This is a genomic window from Streptomyces sp. A1277 (assembly GCF_004795015.1).
GTDB lineage: Bacteria > Actinomycetota > Actinomycetes > Streptomycetales > Streptomycetaceae > Streptomyces.
The window spans coordinates 1-17,446 of record NZ_SSBI01000078.1 but is presented as its reverse complement, the minus strand read 5'-3'; the positions used below and the strand labels follow the sequence as shown (position 1 = coordinate 17,446).

The window sequence follows — 17,446 nt, the reverse complement described above, 5'->3', positions numbered from 1 at the left end:
GTCACCCGAAAGAGAAACGACGCCCCACCCCCGGCCCCGACTGCCACACTGAACTCGGCCAGCCGTGTCACCCCCGTCGCGGCTGGCCACTCCACACGAAAGCGGGCCACCATCCCCCAGGACAGTAGCCCGCTCGACAGGGCGGCACCCTCGCCGTATTGAGTCAGTACTCCGCAACCGGCGGACACTCCGGGCACGACCACAGATAAGCGTGCGGGGCAAGCCGCAAGGGACGCTCCTCCGGATCACCCTTGCCACGCCACCCAGCCTCGTACAGCCGCCTCCAACCCTCCGTGTACTCCACGCCTGTCGGCCGGGCAGTCGAAGCACCGCACCCGTCACAGGTCAGGGTCGGGTCCTTGAAGTGAGTCGGCATACGGGTCCTTTCTGGCGGCGTAAGGCGGCCAGTATCTCAGCGACCCTCGCCGTACGGGGAAAGCACCGCATCGACCCGCCTGGCCAACGCGGCCGCGCGATGCGAATCAGGCAACGTGCGCACCGCGCCGACCAGCCGCGGCACGACCAGCTCGGTGCCCAGCACCCACACCCGACCGCCCTGCACCACCGCTTCGAACCCGCCGCCGGCCACCGGGGAGCCGTGGACTATCAGCAGCGGCACCACCAACACCCCCGGCAGGTTCAACTCCTGGCCGACGAGACGGGCGTACTCGGCGACCTTCGCGACCTGCTCGTGCCGGTCCTCAGGCCCGCACCGCACCCGCCCCTGAACCACCCCGGTCGCCCACGACCGGCGCCACGCCTTCGTGTCCGCGACGACGACCGCGGTCCCGCATGGCGACACCAGGACGTGGTCGAGGTTGAAGCGCCGGCCGGGCAGCCGCAGGTCGTGCCGCACATGCCAGCCCTGCCGGGTGAGCGGGGCCAGTAACCGGGCCGTGGCATCCTCCCCCGCAGCCCCGTGCGCCCACCTGGCCGCCTCAGCGTCCGCCCGGCGCACCCTCGCCCCACCCAGGCCCAGAAAGGCCAGGAGACGCCGCCACGGACCCCGCCGCGCGCCAGCACGAAGGGCTACCGCACGGGCCGCAGCCGAGTTCTGGGCGGTCACCGTCCACCCCCGGCGACGACTGCGGCGACGGCGATCCAGCCCTTGTGCCACGCCTGATCCAATAACGGCCCCGCACCCGGATCGCGCTCCAGCCACCCCGCATGCCCCGTCGCCCGCGCGAACCTGACCAGCCGGGTCGACGGCCCTTCCTCACGCCACCTGCCGCCGGACCGGTCCGCGGCGTAGTGCGTCACCGCGGACACGGCCAGGCCGGCCGCGGCACGCCGCCAGTCCAAGCCGAGGCGCAGCACCCGGTTCGCGGCGAGTAGCGCCAGGGCCTGCGTCGCCGTGTACGAAGCGACATGCCGCGCACACGCAGCCCTTCCCTCCGCGCCGTGGCCGCCCTTCGCGACCGCTTCGGCGTCCCGCTGCACCCAGAAGTCGGCAACCTCGTGAGAGGCCGTCAAAGCCGCATACGCGGCCGTTGCCCGTACCGCCTTGGTCGTCATGCCGTCTTCTCCTTCGTGAGGGCGTTCAGGGCTTCCTCGGCCAGGGCGCGACGCCGTGCCGGGACGCCGGAATCGCAGCACGCCTCCCGCCACGACCCATGCGGATGCGTCTCGTCGTGGTACATGCACTTCGCAGGCAGCGTCTCCACCGCCCGGCGCAGCACCGGTAGGCGCTCCCGCAGAGCCTCCACCGTGGCCTCCGCCTCCCGCCCGCGGGCGAGCTCAGCATCGATGGCCCGCGCCAGCGGCCGGCCGAACTGCTTCTCCGGCGTGGCGTGCCTGCCCATCGCCTCCCAGAACGTCCGGGCAGCCTTGTCCGGGTCGTACCCGGGCCCGTACTCCAGGCGCCCGTCCGGGTGGATGGTGACCAGCGGCCCGCTCTCGCCGGGAATCGTGATGGTCGCCGCAGTGACGTTCGTGGCCGTGATCTGTGTGAGCTGGTCGGCACGGACCATGAAGGGGTTGGTCTGCTCGGTCATGCCGTGGCCTCCGTGTCGTTGAGAGCGTCGATGGTCGGGCAGGGGTGCGGGATGAAAGCCACCCACTCCTCCGTGCCTGCCGGGCCCGTGCTACGCCGTACGGAGCACTCACCGCACCAGGTTCGCCCCATGTGCTGAACAGGCACGTGAAGGGCCGCGACGCGCTCCCTGATGCCCACGTCCGCGTACTCGGGGGCGCGCTCCGTGGGCCGGTCGTAGGCGCTGATCGTGACCCGCGGCGGCTTCCCCGCCAGGCCCTCCTCCCGACCCCACCGGAACAGGGTCTCGGCCTGCTCGTACAGGTCCGTCCAGTCCGGGGTGCCGCACAGGGTGCAGATCCGTACCGACAGGGGGTGCCCGCCGAGCATGCGGACTTCGTAGGCGTGGTCGCACACGAACTGTGCGACCCGGGTCTCGGTCATGCTGTGGCCTCCTCGTTGAGGTGCTGGTTGATGGCGTCCCGGAGTTCCCGGAGCGTGTCCGTGCTGACGCCGACGTCCGCGGACCACGGCTGTGTGTCCATGTAGTCGACCTCGGGGAAGTGAATGGTCACGCCCTCGCCGACGCCGGGCCGGTTCGGGACGATGCGCACACCCTGCGGTCCGCAGTCCGGGGCCGGGCAGGCATGCCGCTCCCCGCGGTGCGTCTCCAAGCCCCCGTACACGCCAGGGCCCTGATGGGTGGTCTCCTGCTCGATCATGCTGCGTTCTCCTGTGGTTGGTAGGTGTCGGGTCCGGGGATGGTGGCGACTCGGCGTCCGCGGTGCCAGGCCGGCCAGTACCGGCGGGGCCGGTCGTGGTCTTCGGGGAACCGTCCCGACCCCTCGCACCGGTCGTACACGGGTCCGTGGGTCCAGAGGCGGCCTTCGGTGGTGACGGCTATGCGCTGCGGGCAGTACCGGCAATCCGTGCGACGGGCGGTCACGGCGCACCGCCCGGGTCGATCAGGTCCGCGCACGAACCCGGGATCTCTGCCGCGTCCCACCAGTTCCAGTCGGCGCCCTCGTCGTTGCTGCTGAGGTTCCGGAGGCGTTCGCCGAGCTGGTGGGCGTGCTCCTGGAGGAGCTTGTCGATGTGGTCGTTCGCCCGGGGCGTGCTCAGCCCGGCCTGTACGAGGTAGGCGAGGATCGCGTCACGTGCGGGCATGAGGGATCTCCTTGGAGACGTGGCGGGGGTTGTGGGAGGACGGACTGCGCCCCACTCCCGGGCACCGGTTGGTAATGGGGCGCTCTCCGTCTGCGTTGGGAAGCCAGTGAGCGCGCATCGTGCCGTCCCGGTTCACCGCGCCATGCTTCTTGCAGTGCGGGCACCGGGCCCGCTGGCGGGGGGTCACTCGGAGACATCCAGATCGGTGCCGCCGAGAACGAGACGCAGCCGGGCGCGGGGCGGTACCGGGTCCTGGCCGGGCACCGGCCAGTCATCCGCGCACAGGCTGTACGCCTTCGGCGGCTCCCACGACCGGTCCCGCTTCCACACGGCGGCCTCCTTGTACAGGCGGGCCCACGCCGCCGGGTCGGCGTTCTCGAAGTACGACAGGATCAGCCCGCCCGCGTTCGGGATCGGCTCCGGCCCGGGGTCCTGGACACGGCGCTGGTGCAGCTGGCGGCCCCACGGTTCGTGGCGTCGGCAGAAGTACACCGGGGTCTTCCATCCCGTCTCGTGGTCGACTTCGTAGTCGTGCTCGTTGGCGGGCTGCCCGCACAGTCCGTCGCGGCGGATCATCGGGGCGGCGCACGGCTGGTCGTACGACAGGGGCGGGAAGTCGTAGCGGGGGCGGTCGGCGTACAACAGGTCAGCGAGCCGGGATTCCCTGCGCCCGCCGGGCCGGCCGTACTCGCCGAGGATCTCCGAGGCCCTCGGTCGCCACTTCCTTGGGTGGCCGTGCTCGTCGAACCGGTTCGGGTCCCGGTCCGTCAGCCAGGCGAGGAGCAGGATGAGCTCCCGCGACTGGGGGGTCATCCGCTTGTCCTGGTAGACGCGGGTGACGAACTGGTCGTACCCGTCCCCGCCACCACCACCCCCTTTGCGCTTGCGGGCGCGGGCGGGGAGTTCGGTGACGTGGGCGAGGTGGAGCGCTGCTCCCATGACGTTCTCCTGCGATGTGACAGTGGGTTACGGGGCGGTAAGGCGTGAAGAAGGGGTTGGATGGGTGGCTCGGGTCTCCGCCCGGTGAGCGTGTCTAAGATGTCCGATTCGAATCGGGGTGAGTGTCGGAATCAAGGCCCAGCGATCCGGACCCCGACACCACTCCGGTCACGCTGCGTCGATGTCCTGCGGCCGGACAAGACCAGCCGCCATGCCCAACACCGCCGCATGCGACCTGTCCCGCGCCCCCAACCGCTGCCGAAGCCGCTTCACCTGATCCGAAACCGTGTACACCGGCCGGTCCAGCACCTGGGCGATCCGCGAATCGGGCATGCCGGCCGCGACCAGGCGCAGCACCTCCACCAGCTCCGGGGACAGACCCCGCCGCACGCTTCGGGGGAGGTCGTTCAGCATCCCGAGCTGGTGGGCGAGGTGCACGGCGTGCGCGATGGTCTCGGCACCGAGGGCCCCTTGGAGGCGTTGGGAGTACCCGCGGACGGTGACCTCGGAGACGCCGAGCTCACGGGCTATCTGACGGCACGTATGGCCTTCGGCGAACCTGTGGAGGACCAGGGTCTGTGTGTCGGTCAGGTACGGGGCGGGCCCGCCACCGTGAGGCGACGGGCCCGGCAGGGCGGGGGCGGTCATGCGACGCTCCTGACAGGCTCCGGAACCATCACGACCCGGTGCTGGCGGTACTGCTTGTCGAACTTGGCCTCCGGCATCCACCAGCACTCAAAGCCCCATACCGTGCCCCCGCCGTCCAGGTCGAGGCGCGGGTTCAGGTCCATACCCGTGAGAAGTTCCGTGACCTGCTCGTCCACGCTCATGGCAGCCCGCTCGGCTTCGCGTTCGAGGCGCAGCCGCCGGTAGTCGGCCAGGTTCTGGTCGGCTTCCTCCCGCGTCTGCTTCCCCGCCGCCACAGCCTCATCGAGCCTGCCGACCATGAACGCATCGTCCGCAGCACGCATCGCGTCCACGTCCTCGGCCAGGGACTCCTCGACCACCCGGCGCGCCATGGCGACCGTGTCCGGCGACCAGTTCCCCGACCCGGGCCGGGGGTGGTCACCGGCGTACACGCCACGCCCGAACAGGAACACGGTGTCCTCGGTGGCGTTGCGAATCGCGGCGATACGGGTCCCGACGGGCCAGCCGCTCATGCGATACCACCGAACGGGTTGACCTCGGGGTGCGTGTACCGGATGGGCTTGCCGAGCGAGGCAGCGTACCGGATCTCGGCGGTGGTGGACGTGCCGATGTAGTCCCCCACGACCAGCACTTCGTCGGCGAGCCGGATCTTCGCCCGGTGGAGGGCGTCGAGGCGGGCCTTGAGCGGCTCCGCGAGCTCGTCGCTGGCCCACAGCTTGTGCGGCTCCTTCATGTTGCAGCCGGGGGCGACGACGATGTGGCCGGCGGTGGTCTCGCGCAGGTTCGCTTCGGCCATGTCGGCCATGAACCGGGTGGATCCGCAGATCACGACGATGTGCGGGATGTTCAGGCCCTCCTTGGCGGCGGCGAGCTTCTCTTCCGGGGTGAGCAGCTGGGGGTACATGGTCAGTTCTCCTTCAGGGCGAGGTTGCGGCGCATGCGGGTGAGGCGTTCTCCGAGCGGGAGGCGCCCGGATGGGGTCACCACGGCGGGGTGTCGGGGTGGGGCCGGTACGGGGCGGGGAACCCGCTGTGCGGGCCGTGAACGGCCTGGGGGCGGGGTGGGGGTGTTCGGGTGCCACACCTCCACCCACACGCCGCTCACACGCCAAACACACGCTGTGCGGCCCGGGACGCTGACGTCGAGGGTGGGCGGCTGGTCCCCGGCGGCCGGGTCGACACTGTGCCCCAGGCGTTCCTCCTGCCGGACACCGAACTCCTCCAACGCCGTGCCCGGGTCCGGGCCCACGACACGGGCCGACACGAGCAGGGACCCGTCATCGAGGCGGATGGTGGCCCAGTCCGTCAGCTTCTCGACCCGGCGTGCACGACCGGGGTGCGTGTCGTACCAGTCCTTCACCGTCTGGGCCTTCGCGATGCCGGCGTCTACCGGTCGTGGGGTGGTGGTGGTCATGGCTGCTCCTTCAGGGTTAGTCGGGTGGTCACGGCGCGATGGCCAGCGCCGGGCACGGGGCGCCGCTGTACTCGCCGGTGTTGTCTCGCTGGCAGGAGCACGCCTGCTCCACGCGGATGTGGGAGCAGCGCTCCATGCCGGGGTTCTCGTCGCCGTCGTCGTTGAAGTACTCCTCGCACTCCCGCTCCAGGCAGTCGGTCGTGCCGACCCAGACGGTCACCTGCTGGTGCTCGGCGTCCGGGTTGGGGACGATCCCGTGCTTGGGCCGGGCGTGCTCGCGGACCCGGCAGGCAGACCACGGGACCATCTCGCCGTCGTCGGCCGAGCACGCCAGGCAGGCGTCTCCGGCGGGGGCGTCGAGGCAGATGTGCCCGTCGTCGCTGACGGGGTGCCGGTCGGACCAGAGGTCCCACGCCTCACCGTCGGTGTGCATGTCGGGCTCGGCCCCGTGCTTGCAGTACGGGCTGTCGGCGTTCCAGTAGTAGGCGCCGGGCTCGTGCGGGTTCTCGGTCATGGTCAGGTCTCCTTGCGGGTTCGGGCTGCGCGGCGGGCACGCATGCGGGTTTTGATCTGGTCCTGGGTGGGCGGCATCCACTTGTGCCAGCCGACGTTGGGCTTCCACCGCTGCATGTGCTCGTAGACGTCGAGCCCGCAGTGACGGCAGCCGTTCGGGTTCGCGGTCACTGGGCTCCCCTGGCCTCTCGCTCCCGCTTGGCCTGCTGCCGCTGGGTGCAGCCGTGCTCCGGCAGGGACTCCAACGTCTTCGTGCGAACCGTGAACCCGCAGTCCTGGCAGGGGATGCGCCCGGTGCGGTACCAGTCGCGCTCCTCGTTCTCGATCAGGGCCTCGGCGTGAAGCCGGTCGAGGATGCGGGTCGGCGTGTCGGGCATCAGGTGTTCTTCCTTACGGGTGTCGCGGATGAGGGCGAGGGCGTTGCGTCGGGTGCTGGCGGTGAACCGGGCCTGCCCGTACAGGCGGGCCCGGCGCTCGGCGAGCAGGGCGCGCGCCGCGGCCCGCTGCTCCTCCAGGGTGGGGGCGGTCATCGCTGGTCCAGCCCGCGACTACCGCCGAAGAGGTGGCCGTGCAGGGCGGTACGAAGGCTGTCTCCCGAAAGGGGCGGCTCCTCGTCCGGGCAGGTGCAGTCGGGGCTGTCGGGGACGCGGCACGGGGCGGGGTGGTCCGCACGCATCGCGTCCAACTGGGCCTGACCCTCGGCGAGATCGGCTGCCTGCCACGGCCGCCGAGCCGCCGCGTGCTCGGCACCATTCGCCGCCTTGTACAGCGAGGCGGCGGCCTCGGGGTAGTCGTCCTCTACCTGCGCGGCGGCCTGACGCAGAACATGCGCCTCAATGGGACGGCCCTCCAGTTCGGCGACGCGGGCACGCAGCCGGTTCATCTCCGCAAGGGCACCGGGCAGGGCCTTCTCGCCGAACGTCGCGCGCCACTGCTGCACCTCGGTGGCCAGCGTCAGCGCGATCTCGTGCAGGGCCTTCTCGGTGCCGTCGTTGTACGTGGCGGTCGACCAGGTCGACGTGAGCTCCCCGTACTGGCGGAGACGGGTCAGGGCGGCGTCCGGGGTCATCGGGGTGTCGGTCATTGGTTCTCTCCTTCGGCGGGGTTGGTGACGGTGACGCCGCCCCGGGTGCGGGACAGAACCCGGTCGTACTCGCGCTTTGGGTCGTCCCAGCCGCCCCCGCCACCGTCCAGCGTCAGGGTCTTCTTGTTGACCCTCTTGACTAGGTAGGTGTCCTGGCCGGTCTGGAAGGTCCGCACCATGACGATGTCGCCGGGGAGGAAATCGGCCGGTCCCCAGGGGCGTTCCCGGGTGGACGTGACGGCGGTAATGGCGTCCTGTGCATCAGCCCTGACCTGGGCCCACCTCGCGTCCCCCGCGGCCTTCTCGGCTTCCTTATACACGTCGATGGTTCGGTCGAAGTGGGCGTCAGCCCTGGCCCTGTCGCGGAGCGCGGATCGTCGGGAGTGTCCGGGCACGATGGGCTGCCCTCCGGCGAAGCGTCCGTAGAGGTCCGCGTTGTGGGCGGCACGCGCCTCGAAATCTGCCTTGAGTCGGTCGGCCCGCTGCTGGAGCCGTTTCGCCTTCCGCTGTGCGTCGGATTCGTCGGTCATGGTGGGCTCCAAGCTGTGGGCGGGTGGTGGGGCCGCAGCCCCGGGGAAGGGGTGCGGCCCGGTGCCTGGGGTCAGGTGTGGTAGTCGTCGGACGGGTCGGCGGGTTCGGCCTGCTGGGTGGTGCAGTTGCGGGCGTGGGGGCCGCAGGCGGTGCAGCAGAAGTCGCAGTCGCAGTGCATGAATGCCTCTTCGGTCGGGTTGTCGTCGGCTACGCCAGACTACCCGAATAGGCATGGTAGACGCAATGGGTATTCAGGTAGCCATGACTCCCGGGGGCACAGCAAAGGGCCCAACCCCCACAGGAGCCAGGCCCTCGCCGCGCAACCGCGCCGCTCTAGAACGGAACCTCGTCCGAGTACCCCGGCCCTGACTGCCCCCACCCCCCAGACGCGGGCCGGCCAGTCCCCGGCACACCCGACGCCCACGGATCATCCGCCGACACCGCACCCTGCGACCGCGCCGCCGCCCGCACCTCCGGCCGCTGCCCCTGACCGCCGGCCGCCTTCGTCACCGCAGCCGTCGCCCGCAACAGGCTGGGGCCCACTTCCTCGACGTCGATCTCATAGACGGTCCGCTTCACGCCCTGACCATCCTCGTAGGACCGCTGCTTCAGCCGGCCCTGCACAATCACCCGCATCCCCTTAGACAGGGATTCCGCGGCGTGTTCTGCCTGCTGCCGCCACACCGAGCACGTCAGGAACAGCGACCCGTCCTTGTCGTCCTCCCACGCGTTCGCGTCTCGGTTGAACTTCCGCGGCGTGGATGCCACCCGGAACTTCGCGACCGCTGCCCCGTTCGGGGTGAATCGCAGCGCCACGTCGTCGACCAGGTTCCCGATGGTCGTGATTACGGTCTCGCCTGCCATGTCTGCTCTCTTCTCTCTCGTCAGCTTGCTTGTTCCATATCGGCGGTCGGGGCCGGTCCTGTGTGCCCGGCGAACTCCTCACGGGATGCCGCGCCCGACTTCGGACCGTGCGGGGTCCGGATCGGACCGCCCACGTGCCGGTAACTCACCCCGGACAACAACCGGCCGATCGCCTGCCGGGTCCGCCCGGATTGGACCGCCAACTCCAGATCCGTGATCCCGCCCGCCGCCGCCCGCTTCCGGATCTGGACAACTTCGGCGTCCGTGAACTCGGGCTGCGCCTGCCCCTTCCCCGTCGCCAGGCCGGGCGGGAGTTCGAGGCCAGCACGCTGGTACCGCTTCCGCAGCCGGTTCACCCGGTCCGCGTGGGTTTTCCGTCCCACGCCGCGTCGCCGGTCCAGCTCGTTCATCGTGATGCCCTGCGCCTCCGCGTGCTCCAGAACGAGAAGGAACTCGGCGTCGGACACGACGACGCCGGGAATGCCCTGGAGATACAGGCGAACCGCGACCGGGTCCACCAAGCCCTCGTCGGGGCTTTCGTCGTCGGGGGCCAAGTCCCGGCACCGGGTCCGGTCCTCCCACGCGGGGACGGTCAGGTTGCCGTGCTCGTCCCGGTCCAGCCACCCCAGCAGCCGGTCCATGGTCTGGTCCGGGTCGACGAGGCCGGCGAGGACAACGATGAGTGCGGTCCGCTGCTCCACCGTCAGGGCGCCGAGTACGTCCTGAACGTCCTCCGGGCCGCCATCCCCGTGCACCAGGGCCGCCATGTGGGCGGCCACCGGCAGCATCGCCTCGGCCAGGTCCCCGCGCTGCTCTACGGTCAGGTAGCTCATGCCGCCAGCTCCATTCCGGCAGCCGCCGACGCCGCCCTGACGATTTCCCCGACAGCTTTCTTCCCGTTCGACATGCTGATCCCCAGGTAGGCGGCGATGTCGGTGTTCCGGGCCCCCCGCTCGTGCAACGCCATGATCACGTCCGTGTAGTCGTCGCGGAGCTGCGCACGCCACGACCGGGTGTCACACGGCGACATGCGGGCCACACGCGGCCCCGCACCACCCGACCACCACACCGCGACCCGCACCGTCACCGCGTCCACGACAAGCCCGTCCCGACGCAACACCGCGGCAATACCCTCCAGGGACCGGCAGCCGGCCCGCAACTGACGCAGCCGCCACAACCACCGCGGCGACACCAACAGGCACGCCGCCGCCAGGTCCGGGACATACCCCAGCAGCTCCTCCAACTCCAGGGCCCGACGCTGATCCGGGTCAAGGCCACCGCCCACACCCCACCGGTAGACCGCGTCATCGGACGCCCGCTGACTGGTCAGGCACTCGACGATGACGGGGCAGCCGGCGCACAGGGCGCGCGCCTTCGCCTTGTCCGCCGGGGCGGTACTGAAGAACTCGTTGGCGAGCTTGCCGCTGCGGCAGACGCTGCGGGTCTTCCAGTCGGGGGCGGGGGGTACGGCCAACGTTGTGGAACGGCGCGTTTCGGCGTTGAGGATGGTCATGACGGGTCTCCGGGAGGGGTGAGGGCGGCGAGCTGGGTGGGGGCCATCTGGTCGAGGTCGGTGATCCAGAGGATGAGGCGACCTCCCTTGATGGGGGCGCCGATGCGGGGGTCGGGGCCGAGGAGGTGGGCTTCGTTGTCGTCGGGGAGGATCCCGGCGTCCACGAGGCCGTCGACGGCGGCTTTGGCGCTGGGGGACCAGTTGCCGGGGTCGCGGCGTCGGGTCTTGGTGTCGGGGTGGAGGACGTAGAAGACGTGGGCGCGTTGGAGGGCGGGGATTTTGTGGTGTCTGGCGAGGGCCCAGGCGGCTTGGCGGATGACTTTGATGTAGGGGGCTCGCTTGACGGGGTGCATGCGGTCGTTGGCGTTGATGAGGGTGGTGTTGGCGGGGAGTTCGAGGCGCCAGACGTGTTCGAGGGCGGGGGCGGTGGTCACTGGGCGGCCTCCGTCTGCTGGGCGAGGACGGCGTCCAGGACGTCGGCGGGAGGGGTCCAGAAGCCGAGGTCGCCCTTCGCGGGGATCGGCTCGGGGAGGGCGATGACGTTGGCGAGGGTCCAGTGGAAGTAGCCCTGCATCCCCCATGGGGTGCAGCAGTCCGGGCCTTGGCCGAAGTGGCATTCGGTCAGGGTCGCGACGGCGAGGATGGCGGAGCGGTCGTCGGGCCAGATGCCAATGTTGTCGGTGAGTACGCGCGGGCACTCGTGGCTCGGACGGCGGGTGCGGTCTTTGTCGGCGGCGGCGTGGATGAGGATGCGGGCGCCGAGGTGCTTGGAGGGGACGGGCCAGCTGCAGTTCTCGGTGCGCTTCGTCCCGTGGGCAATGGCTGCGGCCCAGGGCTGGCGGATGGTGAGGGCTTTCACTGGGTGAGCTCCTGTATGTGGATGGGTCCGTTGGGTGTCATGCGGATGTAGGTGGCGTGGCCGGGTCGGTGGCCGAGGTGCCAGAGGCCGCAGTAGTTGGTGCAGTGGTAGGCGCGGAAGGCGGGGCCTCCGGTGCGGCGTATGGCGTTTGCGCGGTGCTTGGCGGCGCGTCGGGTGAGGAAGCGGGTTTTGCCGAGGCAGGAGATCTCGTACTCGGTCACTGGCGGGTTTGGGTGATGGCGATGGTGATGGGGACGGCTCCGTCGGCTCCGGGTGCGCAGTGGACCCAGTCGCGGGTGGCGGGGTCGTTGTCGTAGCCGGGTGGGGGCGCGAGGTGCCGCAGGTGGACGTGTTCGTGGTGCGCGTGGTCGACGTACATGTGGGCGGGTAGCGCTGCGTTGACCTGTGCGAGGAAGGCGGCCGGGTCGATGTGGCCGAGTTGGCAGGTGTTGCCGTTCCAGATGCGGAGTCCGGGGTGCGGGGTCCAGGGCCGGCCGAGTTGCTGGTTGCCGTGTTCGGCGAGGATGCGGGCGTTGTGGCTGGCCTGGAGGACGCCGGCGCCGATGATGGCGAGGTACGTCTGGTCGACGGCGGTCACTTGGGGGTCTCCTTCTTGCGGCGGCGGGTTTCGCAGGTGATGGGGTTCCGGCATTGGGGTTGCCTGTTCCACCAGGTGGGTTCGCCCTTGATGGGCTGGTGGCACCACTGGCAGATGTGGGCGGGCTTCTCGCTGCGGGCGGTCACAGCGTCGGTTCCTCGCACTCGTGCGGGGCGGGCTCGGCGGTGCTCGTGGTGACTACGCGGACGATGCGGTACTGGCGGCTCGGATCGTGGGTGATGGACCGTTCGTGATCCTGTTCGGCCTCGTCGCGGGTCGTGCGGGCGGGACAGTGCCTGCGCCACTCGCCGTTGGTGCGCCACAGGGTCTCCAGCACCCACTCCGTCTCGGTCGGGTGCGCCTCGGTCTCGGGCTGCTGCGCCTCATGCGTGGCGGCCGTGAGGACTGCGCGGACGGCGTTCTCCAGGCCCTGGTTCTCGTCAGCGAAGTGGGGTTCGGCGAAGGGGGTGATGGCGTAGAGCGCGTCGTAGAGGGTGTCGGCGAGCGCGGTGATCTGTTCGGCGGTGAACTGGGCGGGTGCGGGCTGGGTGGTCACGGCTGGGGGTGCTCCTTCGGCTGTTCGGTGTCGGTGGCGCGGTGGGTGAGGCCGGTGGCGATGTCGTTGCCGTTGAGCTGCTGGGTGTCGGCGGCCGTGGTGGCGGCTTGGGCGAGGGTGAGGGTGCGGGGCTGGCCGTGGAGGCGGGTGCACTGGTTGGCGGCCTGGACGGCGTTGTCGTACTGGGTGCGGGTGGCGACGGGGGTGCCGTGGGTGGCGCCGTTGGGGCAGGGGGTGAGGGCTGTGAAGGGGATGTCGGTGCCGGGGAGGTGCTGGATGCGGGTGCCGTTGGGGTGGGTGTGGTGGGCGCCGCCGCCGGGGGCGGGGGTCCAGTCCTGTATTCGGGTCTGGGGGAGGTCGGCGAGGAGTGCGGCGTGATAGGCGGCGGTCTGGGCTTCAGTGAGGAAGTCGGGGTGGGTGGGCTGGACGCGGCGGACGGGGAGGGCGGGTGTGGGGGCTGGCTTCGGGGTGCGGGTTTTGGTGCGGCTCACGGGTGTTCTCCGTCCGGGGGGTCGTGCGGGTCTGTCGGGGTGGTGCCGTGGCCGTGCTGGGAGGCGCAGATCATGGCGAGTGCGATGAGTCCCAGCACGGCGGCGATGACGGCGGGTGCGGTAGGCGGCCAGGTCACGTGGAGGCGGTTTCCGTCCACTTGCTGTGGCGGACCGTGCGCTGAACGAGGTGCGCGTCCGGGTTGCCGGTACGGTGGCGAGTCAGCCTGTCCTCGATGTCCGAACGGCTGTCCCCGGGGTACCTGAGCACCTCCGAGTCGGGGCCGTTGGAAGTCACGCGGATCCCGTACTCGATGGCGTCGGGCCCCGTGGAGAGCGGCGGCCGGACGGCGCCCCGGCTGAGCTTGTCGGCCATGCGGGCGATGGCGTCCGCGCGGGTGCGACGCTCCTTGTTGGAGGTGCCCTCCTCGCGGGCCTTCTTCTCCAGCCACGCGATGATCTGCGCGTCGCGGTCGGCGATGACCTCCAGGCGGTAGGCGTCGACCAGTTCCTCGGGCGTGCTGCCCGCGTTCGCGGCGTCGTTGAAGCTGACCGCGGCAAGCAGGTTGTAGCGGGCGCTCTCGCTCATCGGGTGGTCTCCCATGCGTTGTGGGTGATGGCGACGCGCTGGGCGTGGTCGTAGGTGGTCCAGTCGCGAAGCTGGGCGCGGTACCCGGACAGGTACGCGGCGGTGTAGGTGGTGCCGGAGACGGTGGGGTCGTCCATCCAGGCGAGGCGGTCGTCGAGGGTGGTGAGCGACGTGCCGTCGTGGAGGGCGTCGTAGGCGTCGGCGCGGCCTCGGATGTGGTCGGGGTCGTGCGGGTTGTCGAGGGCGTCGAGGGCGATGGTCAGGATGCTCATGGCGGGGCTCCGTTCAGGTTCGGGGCGGTGGTCAGGCGTTGGTGTGGGGTGCCCAGAAAGGGCAGTCGATGACGGGGCGTTCCAGCACGACGCCCTGGTCTGCGCCGCACTCCTCGGGCCACCCGGGGTGCTCCGGGTAAGGGCCGTTGGCGGCGGGCTCGAAGTGCTGGCAGGTCTTGCATCCGTGGGCGTCGGGGTTGTGCCAGCAGCGGCCGATGTGGGCCGCGGCGGCGGCCCGATGCGCGCGGGTGGTTCGGCAGTGCGGGCACTGGTGTCGGGTGACGACTACGGGCAGGGGCTGCGCGGTGGCGACCCGGGCGGTGTAGGCGGCGTGGCGTTCGGCGGCGGCAGCGTCCTCAGCCTGGGCGACGAGCCAGTCCGTGTACGCGGAGGCGGCGGCCAGTTGGGCGCGCATCAGGCGGCGCTCCGCTCGTGCTGCTGGGGGACGGCGCTGGTGGCGTCGGCGAGGTTCGCGGCGCGGAGGAGGGTGCCGATGACCTCGGCGGTGGTCGGCGGGCGGTCATCCCAGACGGGCTTGGTGGCGGCCCAGTTAGAGACGTGCTCGATGTAGTCGGGCACGTCGTGGCCGGGGGCGACCTCGGTGACGCACGGGCTGGTGTCGAGGGACGCGGACAGGGCACGGATCGCGGTCATGGCCGGGGCGCTGGCGCCGATGATGGCGAGTGAGGTGTTCTCGTCGGCGTAGAAGGCGTCCGGGATGCCGCCCTCGGCCACGATGTAGATCGCGGCGGCGATGTCGACGGCTCCCGTGGTCTGGTCGACGAACTGGTCACCGGTGTGGAGGCCGTCGGTGTGTATGAGGTCGGCTGCTCGGCGGAGGGCTTCGGCGGTGGTTTGCGGCATGGCGGTCTCCCGGGTGGTCGGGTGGTGGTGAGGGAGGGGCTGTACACCCGGCCCCGGGAGCTACTGCGCACCCTGTGGGTGTGGTGCTCGACTCGGGGCCGGGGGGTCTCGGGGGTGTTACTCGTCGCCGGTGAGGCGGTGTTCGTCGGCGCAGGTCTCGCACTGGACGAACTCGATGGGGCCGTCCATGTAGCAGCGGGCCTTGTTGGCGTCGAAGACGGCGGTGCAGTAGCAGCTCTGGCAGGTGCAGCGGGCGAGTTCGCCGGAGGCCGGGGGGCGGATGCCGATGAGGCGGGTGGCCTGGTCGTGGAGGAGGGCGTAGGCGGTGAGGTCGCGGTGGTCGGCGGCCTGGTCTGCCTGGTCCATGAGGGCGTCGAAGGCGTCCTGGATGGTGTGGGGCAGGGCGTCGAGGTGGACTTCGCCGGGCTGGTTTTGGGTGTGCGTCATCACGGCGTGGCCCATGGCGTGGCTCCTGACGGTGGGTACTCCGGGAAGCTGTGTGCTCCCGTTGTCGGCTACGCCAGACTACCTGAATAGGCATGGTGAATGCAATGGGTATTCAGGTAGTCATGAAGAAGCCCCCCACCGCCGGGCAAGGGAGCCGGCAATGAGGGGCTGTCAGCAGGGGCCGGTCAGATACGGCCGGCGAGCACAGCATCCCGATGCGCCAGGAGGATGTCGGAGTACGACACGTGCGGCACCCCCCGGTACCGGACGACGTCCAGGCCGTCCTTCCTGATCCACGCCTTCAGGTCGCGGTTGGAGACGGGGTGTCCGGTCTCCTTCAGGAGGTCGTAGATCTCACGGAGGGGCAGGAGGTCACTCGGGGTGCTGTACGGGGTGATCGTCTGGATGGCCACGGGCTGCTCCCGGTTTCGGCTGGCCGTCGTTCGCAGCTCCGGCGGCCGATACGCAGGGGTCGGACTGGGTGAGTCCGTTTGAGGGTTTTGTGTGATGAAGGTGTGGTGATGCTTCGTAGACCACTGATGGGGCGGTCAGGTTGCGGTCGCGGCCGATGATTTTTTTCCCGCGATGTACTGGGTGGCGAGGCGTGCCAGCGTCCAGGTACTGGTGAGCCCATCGTCGGTGCAGTAGTGGTTCACGCATGCCGCCCGGTTCGCGGCGGGCCACCAGTGCAGCCCCCAGCACCCGCACCGCGGACAGGGGTGCTTACGGACGACGCTGTCATCCCCCATGGCCAGCGCGTGCTCGAGGCCCTGGCGGTAGATGATCGCCTCTCGGACCTGCTGGCGCTCCGGGTCGAGGTGGGCTGTGTGGTCGCGGGCCCAGTCGATGACGTCGGCGGGGGCGGTGGGTACGGGGCCGGCCTGGGTGTCGGGGTCGGCGGCCCGGGTGTGGGTGACGAGTTCGTTCACGGCGGCGCGGATGTGGTCGATGACGCCGAGGTCGAGGGGTGCCGCGGCTTCGGTGCGGGTGGCTGTGCGCCCGGTACCGGGGCCGCGGTTCTGATGCTGGGTGAACTCCGCCTGGAGGAGACGGAGTCGCTGTTCGGTGGTGTTGTGGGTGTCGTCTCCCAGCATGATGTCCCCGTCCCGTCAGCCGGCCAGGGGGGCGCGGGCGGTGCGGTGTGGGGCCGGGGGCGCGCGCCGGTGGCCGGAGGTTGTCACTCCGGGTAGTTCCGGACGCCCCAGTGTGGCACGGGTTGGTCCTGTATTGAACAGTAAGTTCGTGTTGATCAACGGTGCGTGTATGACTGTTGCTGGCTCGTCACAGATCGCCCCGCATTGCCTCCCGGCATATTCACAGGTCGTCAGGTGCGCCACGCATCCCCGCGACCATCCCGGTCAAGTACTGGTGCTCCTCCCCGCCGAGCTTCCCGGTGGCTTGCGACCCGTCGAGTAGTAGCTGTAGCGCGTCGAGCGTTGTCCGGTAGATGTCCGCGGTGTCGTCGTCGGACAGGGTGTGGCCGTGCTGGAGGAAAAGGGCTTCGATGGTTTCGGCGAGGAGCTGCTCCGGCGAGGGTGCCGGGGGCTGCCCGGCGCTGCGCCGGCCGGGGCTTGGGGTGAGGCTTCGGTGGCCGCGGCGGCGGCTGATAGGGATGACTGTCCCTGGGGGTCCGGACGGCTCCCTGGGGTGGGTGGGTTCTGCGGATGGCGGCATGGCGGGTACTCCGCTCCTCCGGCATCGGGAAGGGCGGCGTGCCGTGGCGGGTCGGGACGCCTCCCCCGGTTTGGCTGCCGGTGGCCCACCGGGGGACTGCCACTGTGACACTGATTTGGTTACGTGGGTAAGTGCAGCCTGACTTTTGATGCTGTGCGTCACCGGTGGGGGTAGCGTCCCGGCCACCCTCGGTAAGGCCGGGTGGGGTATGAGGAAGCCCCCGACGGTGCGGGGGCCGGAGTTTGCCGACAACAGCCCATCGCCCTGTCGGGGGCTGAGACCTCACGGGCATACCCGCCAGATGACGGTGATTGTAGCCCGCGGGGTTGCCCTTCGGGGAGGGGTTGGGGTGGGTGTGTTGGTGGCGGGGGTTTTGGGGTGGGCGGTATTCGACCGGATTCGGTCGTGGTGCAGGCGTGCCGGCCGGAGGGGGCTCGGGGGCTCTTTTCCCTAGG

At 70.4% G+C, this 17,446-nt stretch carries 35 protein-coding genes; all 35 read right to left on the bottom strand.

Annotation, left to right across the window (positions count from 1 at the left end; translation table 11 throughout):
• Nucleotides 1-412: 412 nt before the first annotated feature.
• The 35 genes from E6R18_RS32980 to E6R18_RS32830 all read right to left on the bottom strand — a co-directional run bounded on the left by E6R18_RS32980 (nucleotide 413) and on the right by E6R18_RS32830 (nucleotide 16,991).
• Entirely contained in the window at nucleotides 413-958 is a 546-nt protein-coding gene (locus E6R18_RS32980; RefSeq protein WP_240799932.1) for a nuclease-related domain-containing protein, read from the bottom strand.
• A 104-nt stretch (nucleotides 959-1,062) separates the two neighbouring features.
• Nucleotides 1,063-1,515, bottom strand: coding sequence for a hypothetical protein (locus E6R18_RS32975; RefSeq protein ID WP_136320543.1), 453 nt, complete (start codon nucleotides 1,513-1,515; stop codon nucleotides 1,063-1,065).
• Nucleotides 1,512-1,994: a hypothetical protein gene (locus tag E6R18_RS32970; RefSeq protein ID WP_136320542.1), complete on the bottom strand. Its 483-nt coding sequence runs from the start codon at nucleotides 1,992-1,994 to the stop codon at nucleotides 1,512-1,514. Before E6R18_RS32970 ends, E6R18_RS32975 begins: the two co-directional genes overlap by 4 nt.
• The gene (locus tag E6R18_RS32965; RefSeq protein WP_136320541.1) at nucleotides 1,991-2,416 is read right to left on the bottom strand and encodes a hypothetical protein; all 426 of its coding nucleotides are present in this window, start codon (nucleotides 2,414-2,416) and stop codon (nucleotides 1,991-1,993) included. The genes E6R18_RS32970 and E6R18_RS32965 overlap by 4 nt, the downstream gene beginning before the upstream one ends.
• Nucleotides 2,413-2,694, bottom strand: a complete 282-nt coding sequence (locus tag E6R18_RS32960; protein ID WP_136320540.1) for a hypothetical protein — start codon at nucleotides 2,692-2,694, stop codon at nucleotides 2,413-2,415. The genes E6R18_RS32965 and E6R18_RS32960 overlap by 4 nt, the downstream gene beginning before the upstream one ends.
• Nucleotides 2,695-2,914: 220 nt before the next feature.
• Complete coding sequence (locus E6R18_RS32955; protein ID WP_136320539.1) at nucleotides 2,915-3,139, bottom strand: hypothetical protein; 225 nt, start codon at nucleotides 3,137-3,139, stop codon at nucleotides 2,915-2,917.
• 183 nt (nucleotides 3,140-3,322) lie between these two features.
• Nucleotides 3,323-4,078 carry a hypothetical protein gene (locus tag E6R18_RS32950; RefSeq protein WP_136320538.1) on the bottom strand — a complete coding sequence of 252 codons (756 nt, stop codon included), beginning with the start codon at nucleotides 4,076-4,078 and terminating at the stop codon, nucleotides 3,323-3,325.
• A gap of 168 nt (nucleotides 4,079-4,246) precedes the next feature.
• Nucleotides 4,247-4,726, bottom strand: coding sequence for a LuxR C-terminal-related transcriptional regulator (locus E6R18_RS32945; protein WP_136320537.1), 480 nt, complete (start codon nucleotides 4,724-4,726; stop codon nucleotides 4,247-4,249).
• Nucleotides 4,723-5,238, bottom strand: coding sequence for a hypothetical protein (locus tag E6R18_RS32940; protein WP_136320536.1), 516 nt, complete (start codon nucleotides 5,236-5,238; stop codon nucleotides 4,723-4,725). Before E6R18_RS32940 ends, E6R18_RS32945 begins: the two co-directional genes overlap by 4 nt.
• Entirely contained in the window at nucleotides 5,235-5,630 is a 396-nt protein-coding gene (locus E6R18_RS32935; RefSeq protein ID WP_136320535.1) for a hypothetical protein, read from the bottom strand. Before E6R18_RS32935 ends, E6R18_RS32940 begins: the two co-directional genes overlap by 4 nt.
• Nucleotides 5,631-5,632: 2 nt before the next feature.
• Nucleotides 5,633-6,139 (bottom strand): hypothetical protein, encoded by a 507-nt coding sequence (locus tag E6R18_RS32930; RefSeq protein ID WP_136320534.1) that lies wholly within the window; start codon nucleotides 6,137-6,139, stop codon nucleotides 5,633-5,635.
• A gap of 28 nt (nucleotides 6,140-6,167) precedes the next feature.
• Nucleotides 6,168-6,653, bottom strand: a complete 486-nt coding sequence (locus E6R18_RS32925) for a hypothetical protein (RefSeq protein ID WP_136320533.1) — start codon at nucleotides 6,651-6,653, stop codon at nucleotides 6,168-6,170.
• A gap of 2 nt (nucleotides 6,654-6,655) precedes the next feature.
• A complete protein-coding gene (locus E6R18_RS34325) occupies nucleotides 6,656-6,823 on the bottom strand; it encodes a hypothetical protein (RefSeq protein WP_168712499.1) in 168 nt (55 codons plus the stop codon).
• A complete protein-coding gene (locus E6R18_RS32920; protein ID WP_136320532.1) occupies nucleotides 6,820-7,182 on the bottom strand; it encodes a hypothetical protein in 363 nt (120 codons plus the stop codon). Before E6R18_RS32920 ends, E6R18_RS34325 begins: the two co-directional genes overlap by 4 nt.
• Nucleotides 7,179-7,736 (bottom strand): hypothetical protein, encoded by a 558-nt coding sequence (locus E6R18_RS32915; RefSeq protein ID WP_136320531.1) that lies wholly within the window; start codon nucleotides 7,734-7,736, stop codon nucleotides 7,179-7,181. Before E6R18_RS32915 ends, E6R18_RS32920 begins: the two co-directional genes overlap by 4 nt.
• Nucleotides 7,733-8,266, bottom strand: coding sequence for a DUF3560 domain-containing protein (locus E6R18_RS32910; protein ID WP_168712504.1), 534 nt, complete (start codon nucleotides 8,264-8,266; stop codon nucleotides 7,733-7,735). The genes E6R18_RS32915 and E6R18_RS32910 overlap by 4 nt, the downstream gene beginning before the upstream one ends.
• Before the next feature lie 334 nt (nucleotides 8,267-8,600).
• Complete coding sequence (locus E6R18_RS32905; RefSeq protein WP_136320529.1) at nucleotides 8,601-9,131, bottom strand: single-stranded DNA-binding protein; 531 nt, start codon at nucleotides 9,129-9,131, stop codon at nucleotides 8,601-8,603.
• 20 nt (nucleotides 9,132-9,151) lie between these two features.
• A complete protein-coding gene (locus E6R18_RS32900; protein ID WP_136320528.1) occupies nucleotides 9,152-9,964 on the bottom strand; it encodes a hypothetical protein in 813 nt (270 codons plus the stop codon).
• Nucleotides 9,961-10,644, bottom strand: coding sequence for a WhiB family transcriptional regulator (locus E6R18_RS32895; protein WP_136320527.1), 684 nt, complete (start codon nucleotides 10,642-10,644; stop codon nucleotides 9,961-9,963). Before E6R18_RS32895 ends, E6R18_RS32900 begins: the two co-directional genes overlap by 4 nt.
• The gene (locus tag E6R18_RS32890) at nucleotides 10,641-11,078 is read right to left on the bottom strand and encodes a hypothetical protein (protein WP_136320526.1); all 438 of its coding nucleotides are present in this window, start codon (nucleotides 11,076-11,078) and stop codon (nucleotides 10,641-10,643) included. The genes E6R18_RS32895 and E6R18_RS32890 overlap by 4 nt, the downstream gene beginning before the upstream one ends.
• Nucleotides 11,075-11,503, bottom strand: coding sequence for an ASCH domain-containing protein (locus tag E6R18_RS32885; RefSeq protein ID WP_168712503.1), 429 nt, complete (start codon nucleotides 11,501-11,503; stop codon nucleotides 11,075-11,077). Before E6R18_RS32885 ends, E6R18_RS32890 begins: the two co-directional genes overlap by 4 nt.
• A complete protein-coding gene (locus E6R18_RS34320; protein WP_168712502.1) occupies nucleotides 11,500-11,724 on the bottom strand; it encodes a hypothetical protein in 225 nt (74 codons plus the stop codon). Before E6R18_RS34320 ends, E6R18_RS32885 begins: the two co-directional genes overlap by 4 nt.
• A complete protein-coding gene (locus tag E6R18_RS32880; protein ID WP_136320524.1) occupies nucleotides 11,721-12,101 on the bottom strand; it encodes a hypothetical protein in 381 nt (126 codons plus the stop codon). Before E6R18_RS32880 ends, E6R18_RS34320 begins: the two co-directional genes overlap by 4 nt.
• Nucleotides 12,098-12,247, bottom strand: coding sequence for a hypothetical protein (locus tag E6R18_RS34315; RefSeq protein ID WP_168712501.1), 150 nt, complete (start codon nucleotides 12,245-12,247; stop codon nucleotides 12,098-12,100). Before E6R18_RS34315 ends, E6R18_RS32880 begins: the two co-directional genes overlap by 4 nt.
• Nucleotides 12,244-12,657 carry a hypothetical protein gene (locus E6R18_RS32875; protein WP_136320523.1) on the bottom strand — a complete coding sequence of 138 codons (414 nt, stop codon included), beginning with the start codon at nucleotides 12,655-12,657 and terminating at the stop codon, nucleotides 12,244-12,246. Before E6R18_RS32875 ends, E6R18_RS34315 begins: the two co-directional genes overlap by 4 nt.
• Complete coding sequence (locus E6R18_RS32870; RefSeq protein ID WP_136320522.1) at nucleotides 12,654-13,148, bottom strand: hypothetical protein; 495 nt, start codon at nucleotides 13,146-13,148, stop codon at nucleotides 12,654-12,656. The genes E6R18_RS32875 and E6R18_RS32870 overlap by 4 nt, the downstream gene beginning before the upstream one ends.
• Nucleotides 13,145-13,285, bottom strand: a complete 141-nt coding sequence (locus E6R18_RS34310; protein ID WP_168712500.1) for a hypothetical protein — start codon at nucleotides 13,283-13,285, stop codon at nucleotides 13,145-13,147. The genes E6R18_RS32870 and E6R18_RS34310 overlap by 4 nt, the downstream gene beginning before the upstream one ends.
• Nucleotides 13,282-13,734 carry a hypothetical protein gene (locus E6R18_RS32865; protein WP_136320521.1) on the bottom strand — a complete coding sequence of 151 codons (453 nt, stop codon included), beginning with the start codon at nucleotides 13,732-13,734 and terminating at the stop codon, nucleotides 13,282-13,284. The genes E6R18_RS34310 and E6R18_RS32865 overlap by 4 nt, the downstream gene beginning before the upstream one ends.
• Nucleotides 13,731-14,006, bottom strand: a complete 276-nt coding sequence (locus E6R18_RS32860; RefSeq protein ID WP_136320520.1) for a hypothetical protein — start codon at nucleotides 14,004-14,006, stop codon at nucleotides 13,731-13,733. The genes E6R18_RS32865 and E6R18_RS32860 overlap by 4 nt, the downstream gene beginning before the upstream one ends.
• A gap of 31 nt (nucleotides 14,007-14,037) precedes the next feature.
• Entirely contained in the window at nucleotides 14,038-14,421 is a 384-nt protein-coding gene (locus E6R18_RS32855) for a hypothetical protein (protein WP_136320519.1), read from the bottom strand.
• The gene (locus E6R18_RS32850; protein ID WP_136320518.1) at nucleotides 14,421-14,870 is read right to left on the bottom strand and encodes a hypothetical protein; all 450 of its coding nucleotides are present in this window, start codon (nucleotides 14,868-14,870) and stop codon (nucleotides 14,421-14,423) included. Before E6R18_RS32850 ends, E6R18_RS32855 begins: the two co-directional genes overlap by 1 nt.
• Nucleotides 14,871-14,987: 117 nt before the next feature.
• The gene (locus tag E6R18_RS32845) at nucleotides 14,988-15,332 is read right to left on the bottom strand and encodes a hypothetical protein (protein ID WP_136320517.1); all 345 of its coding nucleotides are present in this window, start codon (nucleotides 15,330-15,332) and stop codon (nucleotides 14,988-14,990) included.
• 170 nt (nucleotides 15,333-15,502) lie between these two features.
• Nucleotides 15,503-15,730 (bottom strand): hypothetical protein, encoded by a 228-nt coding sequence (locus E6R18_RS32840; RefSeq protein WP_136320516.1) that lies wholly within the window; start codon nucleotides 15,728-15,730, stop codon nucleotides 15,503-15,505.
• A gap of 135 nt (nucleotides 15,731-15,865) precedes the next feature.
• A complete protein-coding gene (locus tag E6R18_RS32835) occupies nucleotides 15,866-16,411 on the bottom strand; it encodes a hypothetical protein (RefSeq protein ID WP_136320515.1) in 546 nt (181 codons plus the stop codon).
• A 220-nt stretch (nucleotides 16,412-16,631) separates the two neighbouring features.
• Nucleotides 16,632-16,991 carry a hypothetical protein gene (locus E6R18_RS32830; RefSeq protein ID WP_136320514.1) on the bottom strand — a complete coding sequence of 120 codons (360 nt, stop codon included), beginning with the start codon at nucleotides 16,989-16,991 and terminating at the stop codon, nucleotides 16,632-16,634.
• Nucleotides 16,992-17,446 lie beyond the last annotated feature (455 nt).

Bases quoted from the DNA above. Each gene is read 5' to 3' on its own strand.
- E6R18_RS32975 (WP_136320543.1), bottom strand. From the start codon at position 1,515: ATGACGACCAAGGCGGTACGGGCAACGGCCGCGTATGCGGCTTTGACG.
- E6R18_RS32970 (WP_136320542.1), bottom strand. From the start codon at position 1,994: ATGACCGAGCAGACCAACCCCTTCATGGTCCGTGCCGACCAGCTCACA.
- E6R18_RS32965 (WP_136320541.1), bottom strand. From the start codon at position 2,416: ATGACCGAGACCCGGGTCGCACAGTTCGTGTGCGACCACGCCTACGAA.
- E6R18_RS32960 (WP_136320540.1), bottom strand. From the start codon at position 2,694: ATGATCGAGCAGGAGACCACCCATCAGGGCCCTGGCGTGTACGGGGGC.
- E6R18_RS32955 (WP_136320539.1), bottom strand. From the start codon at position 3,139: ATGCCCGCACGTGACGCGATCCTCGCCTACCTCGTACAGGCCGGGCTG.
- E6R18_RS32950 (WP_136320538.1), bottom strand. From the start codon at position 4,078: ATGGGAGCAGCGCTCCACCTCGCCCACGTCACCGAACTCCCCGCCCGC.
- E6R18_RS32945 (WP_136320537.1), bottom strand. From the start codon at position 4,726: ATGACCGCCCCCGCCCTGCCGGGCCCGTCGCCTCACGGTGGCGGGCCC.
- E6R18_RS32940 (WP_136320536.1), bottom strand. From the start codon at position 5,238: ATGAGCGGCTGGCCCGTCGGGACCCGTATCGCCGCGATTCGCAACGCC.
- E6R18_RS32935 (WP_136320535.1), bottom strand. From the start codon at position 5,630: ATGTACCCCCAGCTGCTCACCCCGGAAGAGAAGCTCGCCGCCGCCAAG.
- E6R18_RS32930 (WP_136320534.1), bottom strand. From the start codon at position 6,139: ATGACCACCACCACCCCACGACCGGTAGACGCCGGCATCGCGAAGGCC.
- E6R18_RS32925 (WP_136320533.1), bottom strand. From the start codon at position 6,653: ATGACCGAGAACCCGCACGAGCCCGGCGCCTACTACTGGAACGCCGAC.
- E6R18_RS32920 (WP_136320532.1), bottom strand. From the start codon at position 7,182: ATGACCGCCCCCACCCTGGAGGAGCAGCGGGCCGCGGCGCGCGCCCTG.
- E6R18_RS32915 (WP_136320531.1), bottom strand. From the start codon at position 7,736: ATGACCGACACCCCGATGACCCCGGACGCCGCCCTGACCCGTCTCCGC.
- E6R18_RS32910 (WP_168712504.1), bottom strand. From the start codon at position 8,266: ATGACCGACGAATCCGACGCACAGCGGAAGGCGAAACGGCTCCAGCAG.
- E6R18_RS32905 (WP_136320529.1), bottom strand. From the start codon at position 9,131: ATGGCAGGCGAGACCGTAATCACGACCATCGGGAACCTGGTCGACGAC.
- E6R18_RS32900 (WP_136320528.1), bottom strand. From the start codon at position 9,964: ATGAGCTACCTGACCGTAGAGCAGCGCGGGGACCTGGCCGAGGCGATG.
- E6R18_RS32895 (WP_136320527.1), bottom strand. From the start codon at position 10,644: ATGACCATCCTCAACGCCGAAACGCGCCGTTCCACAACGTTGGCCGTA.
- E6R18_RS32865 (WP_136320521.1), bottom strand. From the start codon at position 13,734: ATGAGCGAGAGCGCCCGCTACAACCTGCTTGCCGCGGTCAGCTTCAAC.
- E6R18_RS32860 (WP_136320520.1), bottom strand. From the start codon at position 14,006: ATGAGCATCCTGACCATCGCCCTCGACGCCCTCGACAACCCGCACGAC.
- E6R18_RS32855 (WP_136320519.1), bottom strand. From the start codon at position 14,421: ATGCGCGCCCAACTGGCCGCCGCCTCCGCGTACACGGACTGGCTCGTC.
- E6R18_RS32850 (WP_136320518.1), bottom strand. From the start codon at position 14,870: ATGCCGCAAACCACCGCCGAAGCCCTCCGCCGAGCAGCCGACCTCATA.
- E6R18_RS32845 (WP_136320517.1), bottom strand. From the start codon at position 15,332: ATGGGCCACGCCGTGATGACGCACACCCAAAACCAGCCCGGCGAAGTC.
- E6R18_RS32835 (WP_136320515.1), bottom strand. From the start codon at position 16,411: ATGCTGGGAGACGACACCCACAACACCACCGAACAGCGACTCCGTCTC.
- E6R18_RS32830 (WP_136320514.1), bottom strand. From the start codon at position 16,991: ATGCCGCCATCCGCAGAACCCACCCACCCCAGGGAGCCGTCCGGACCC.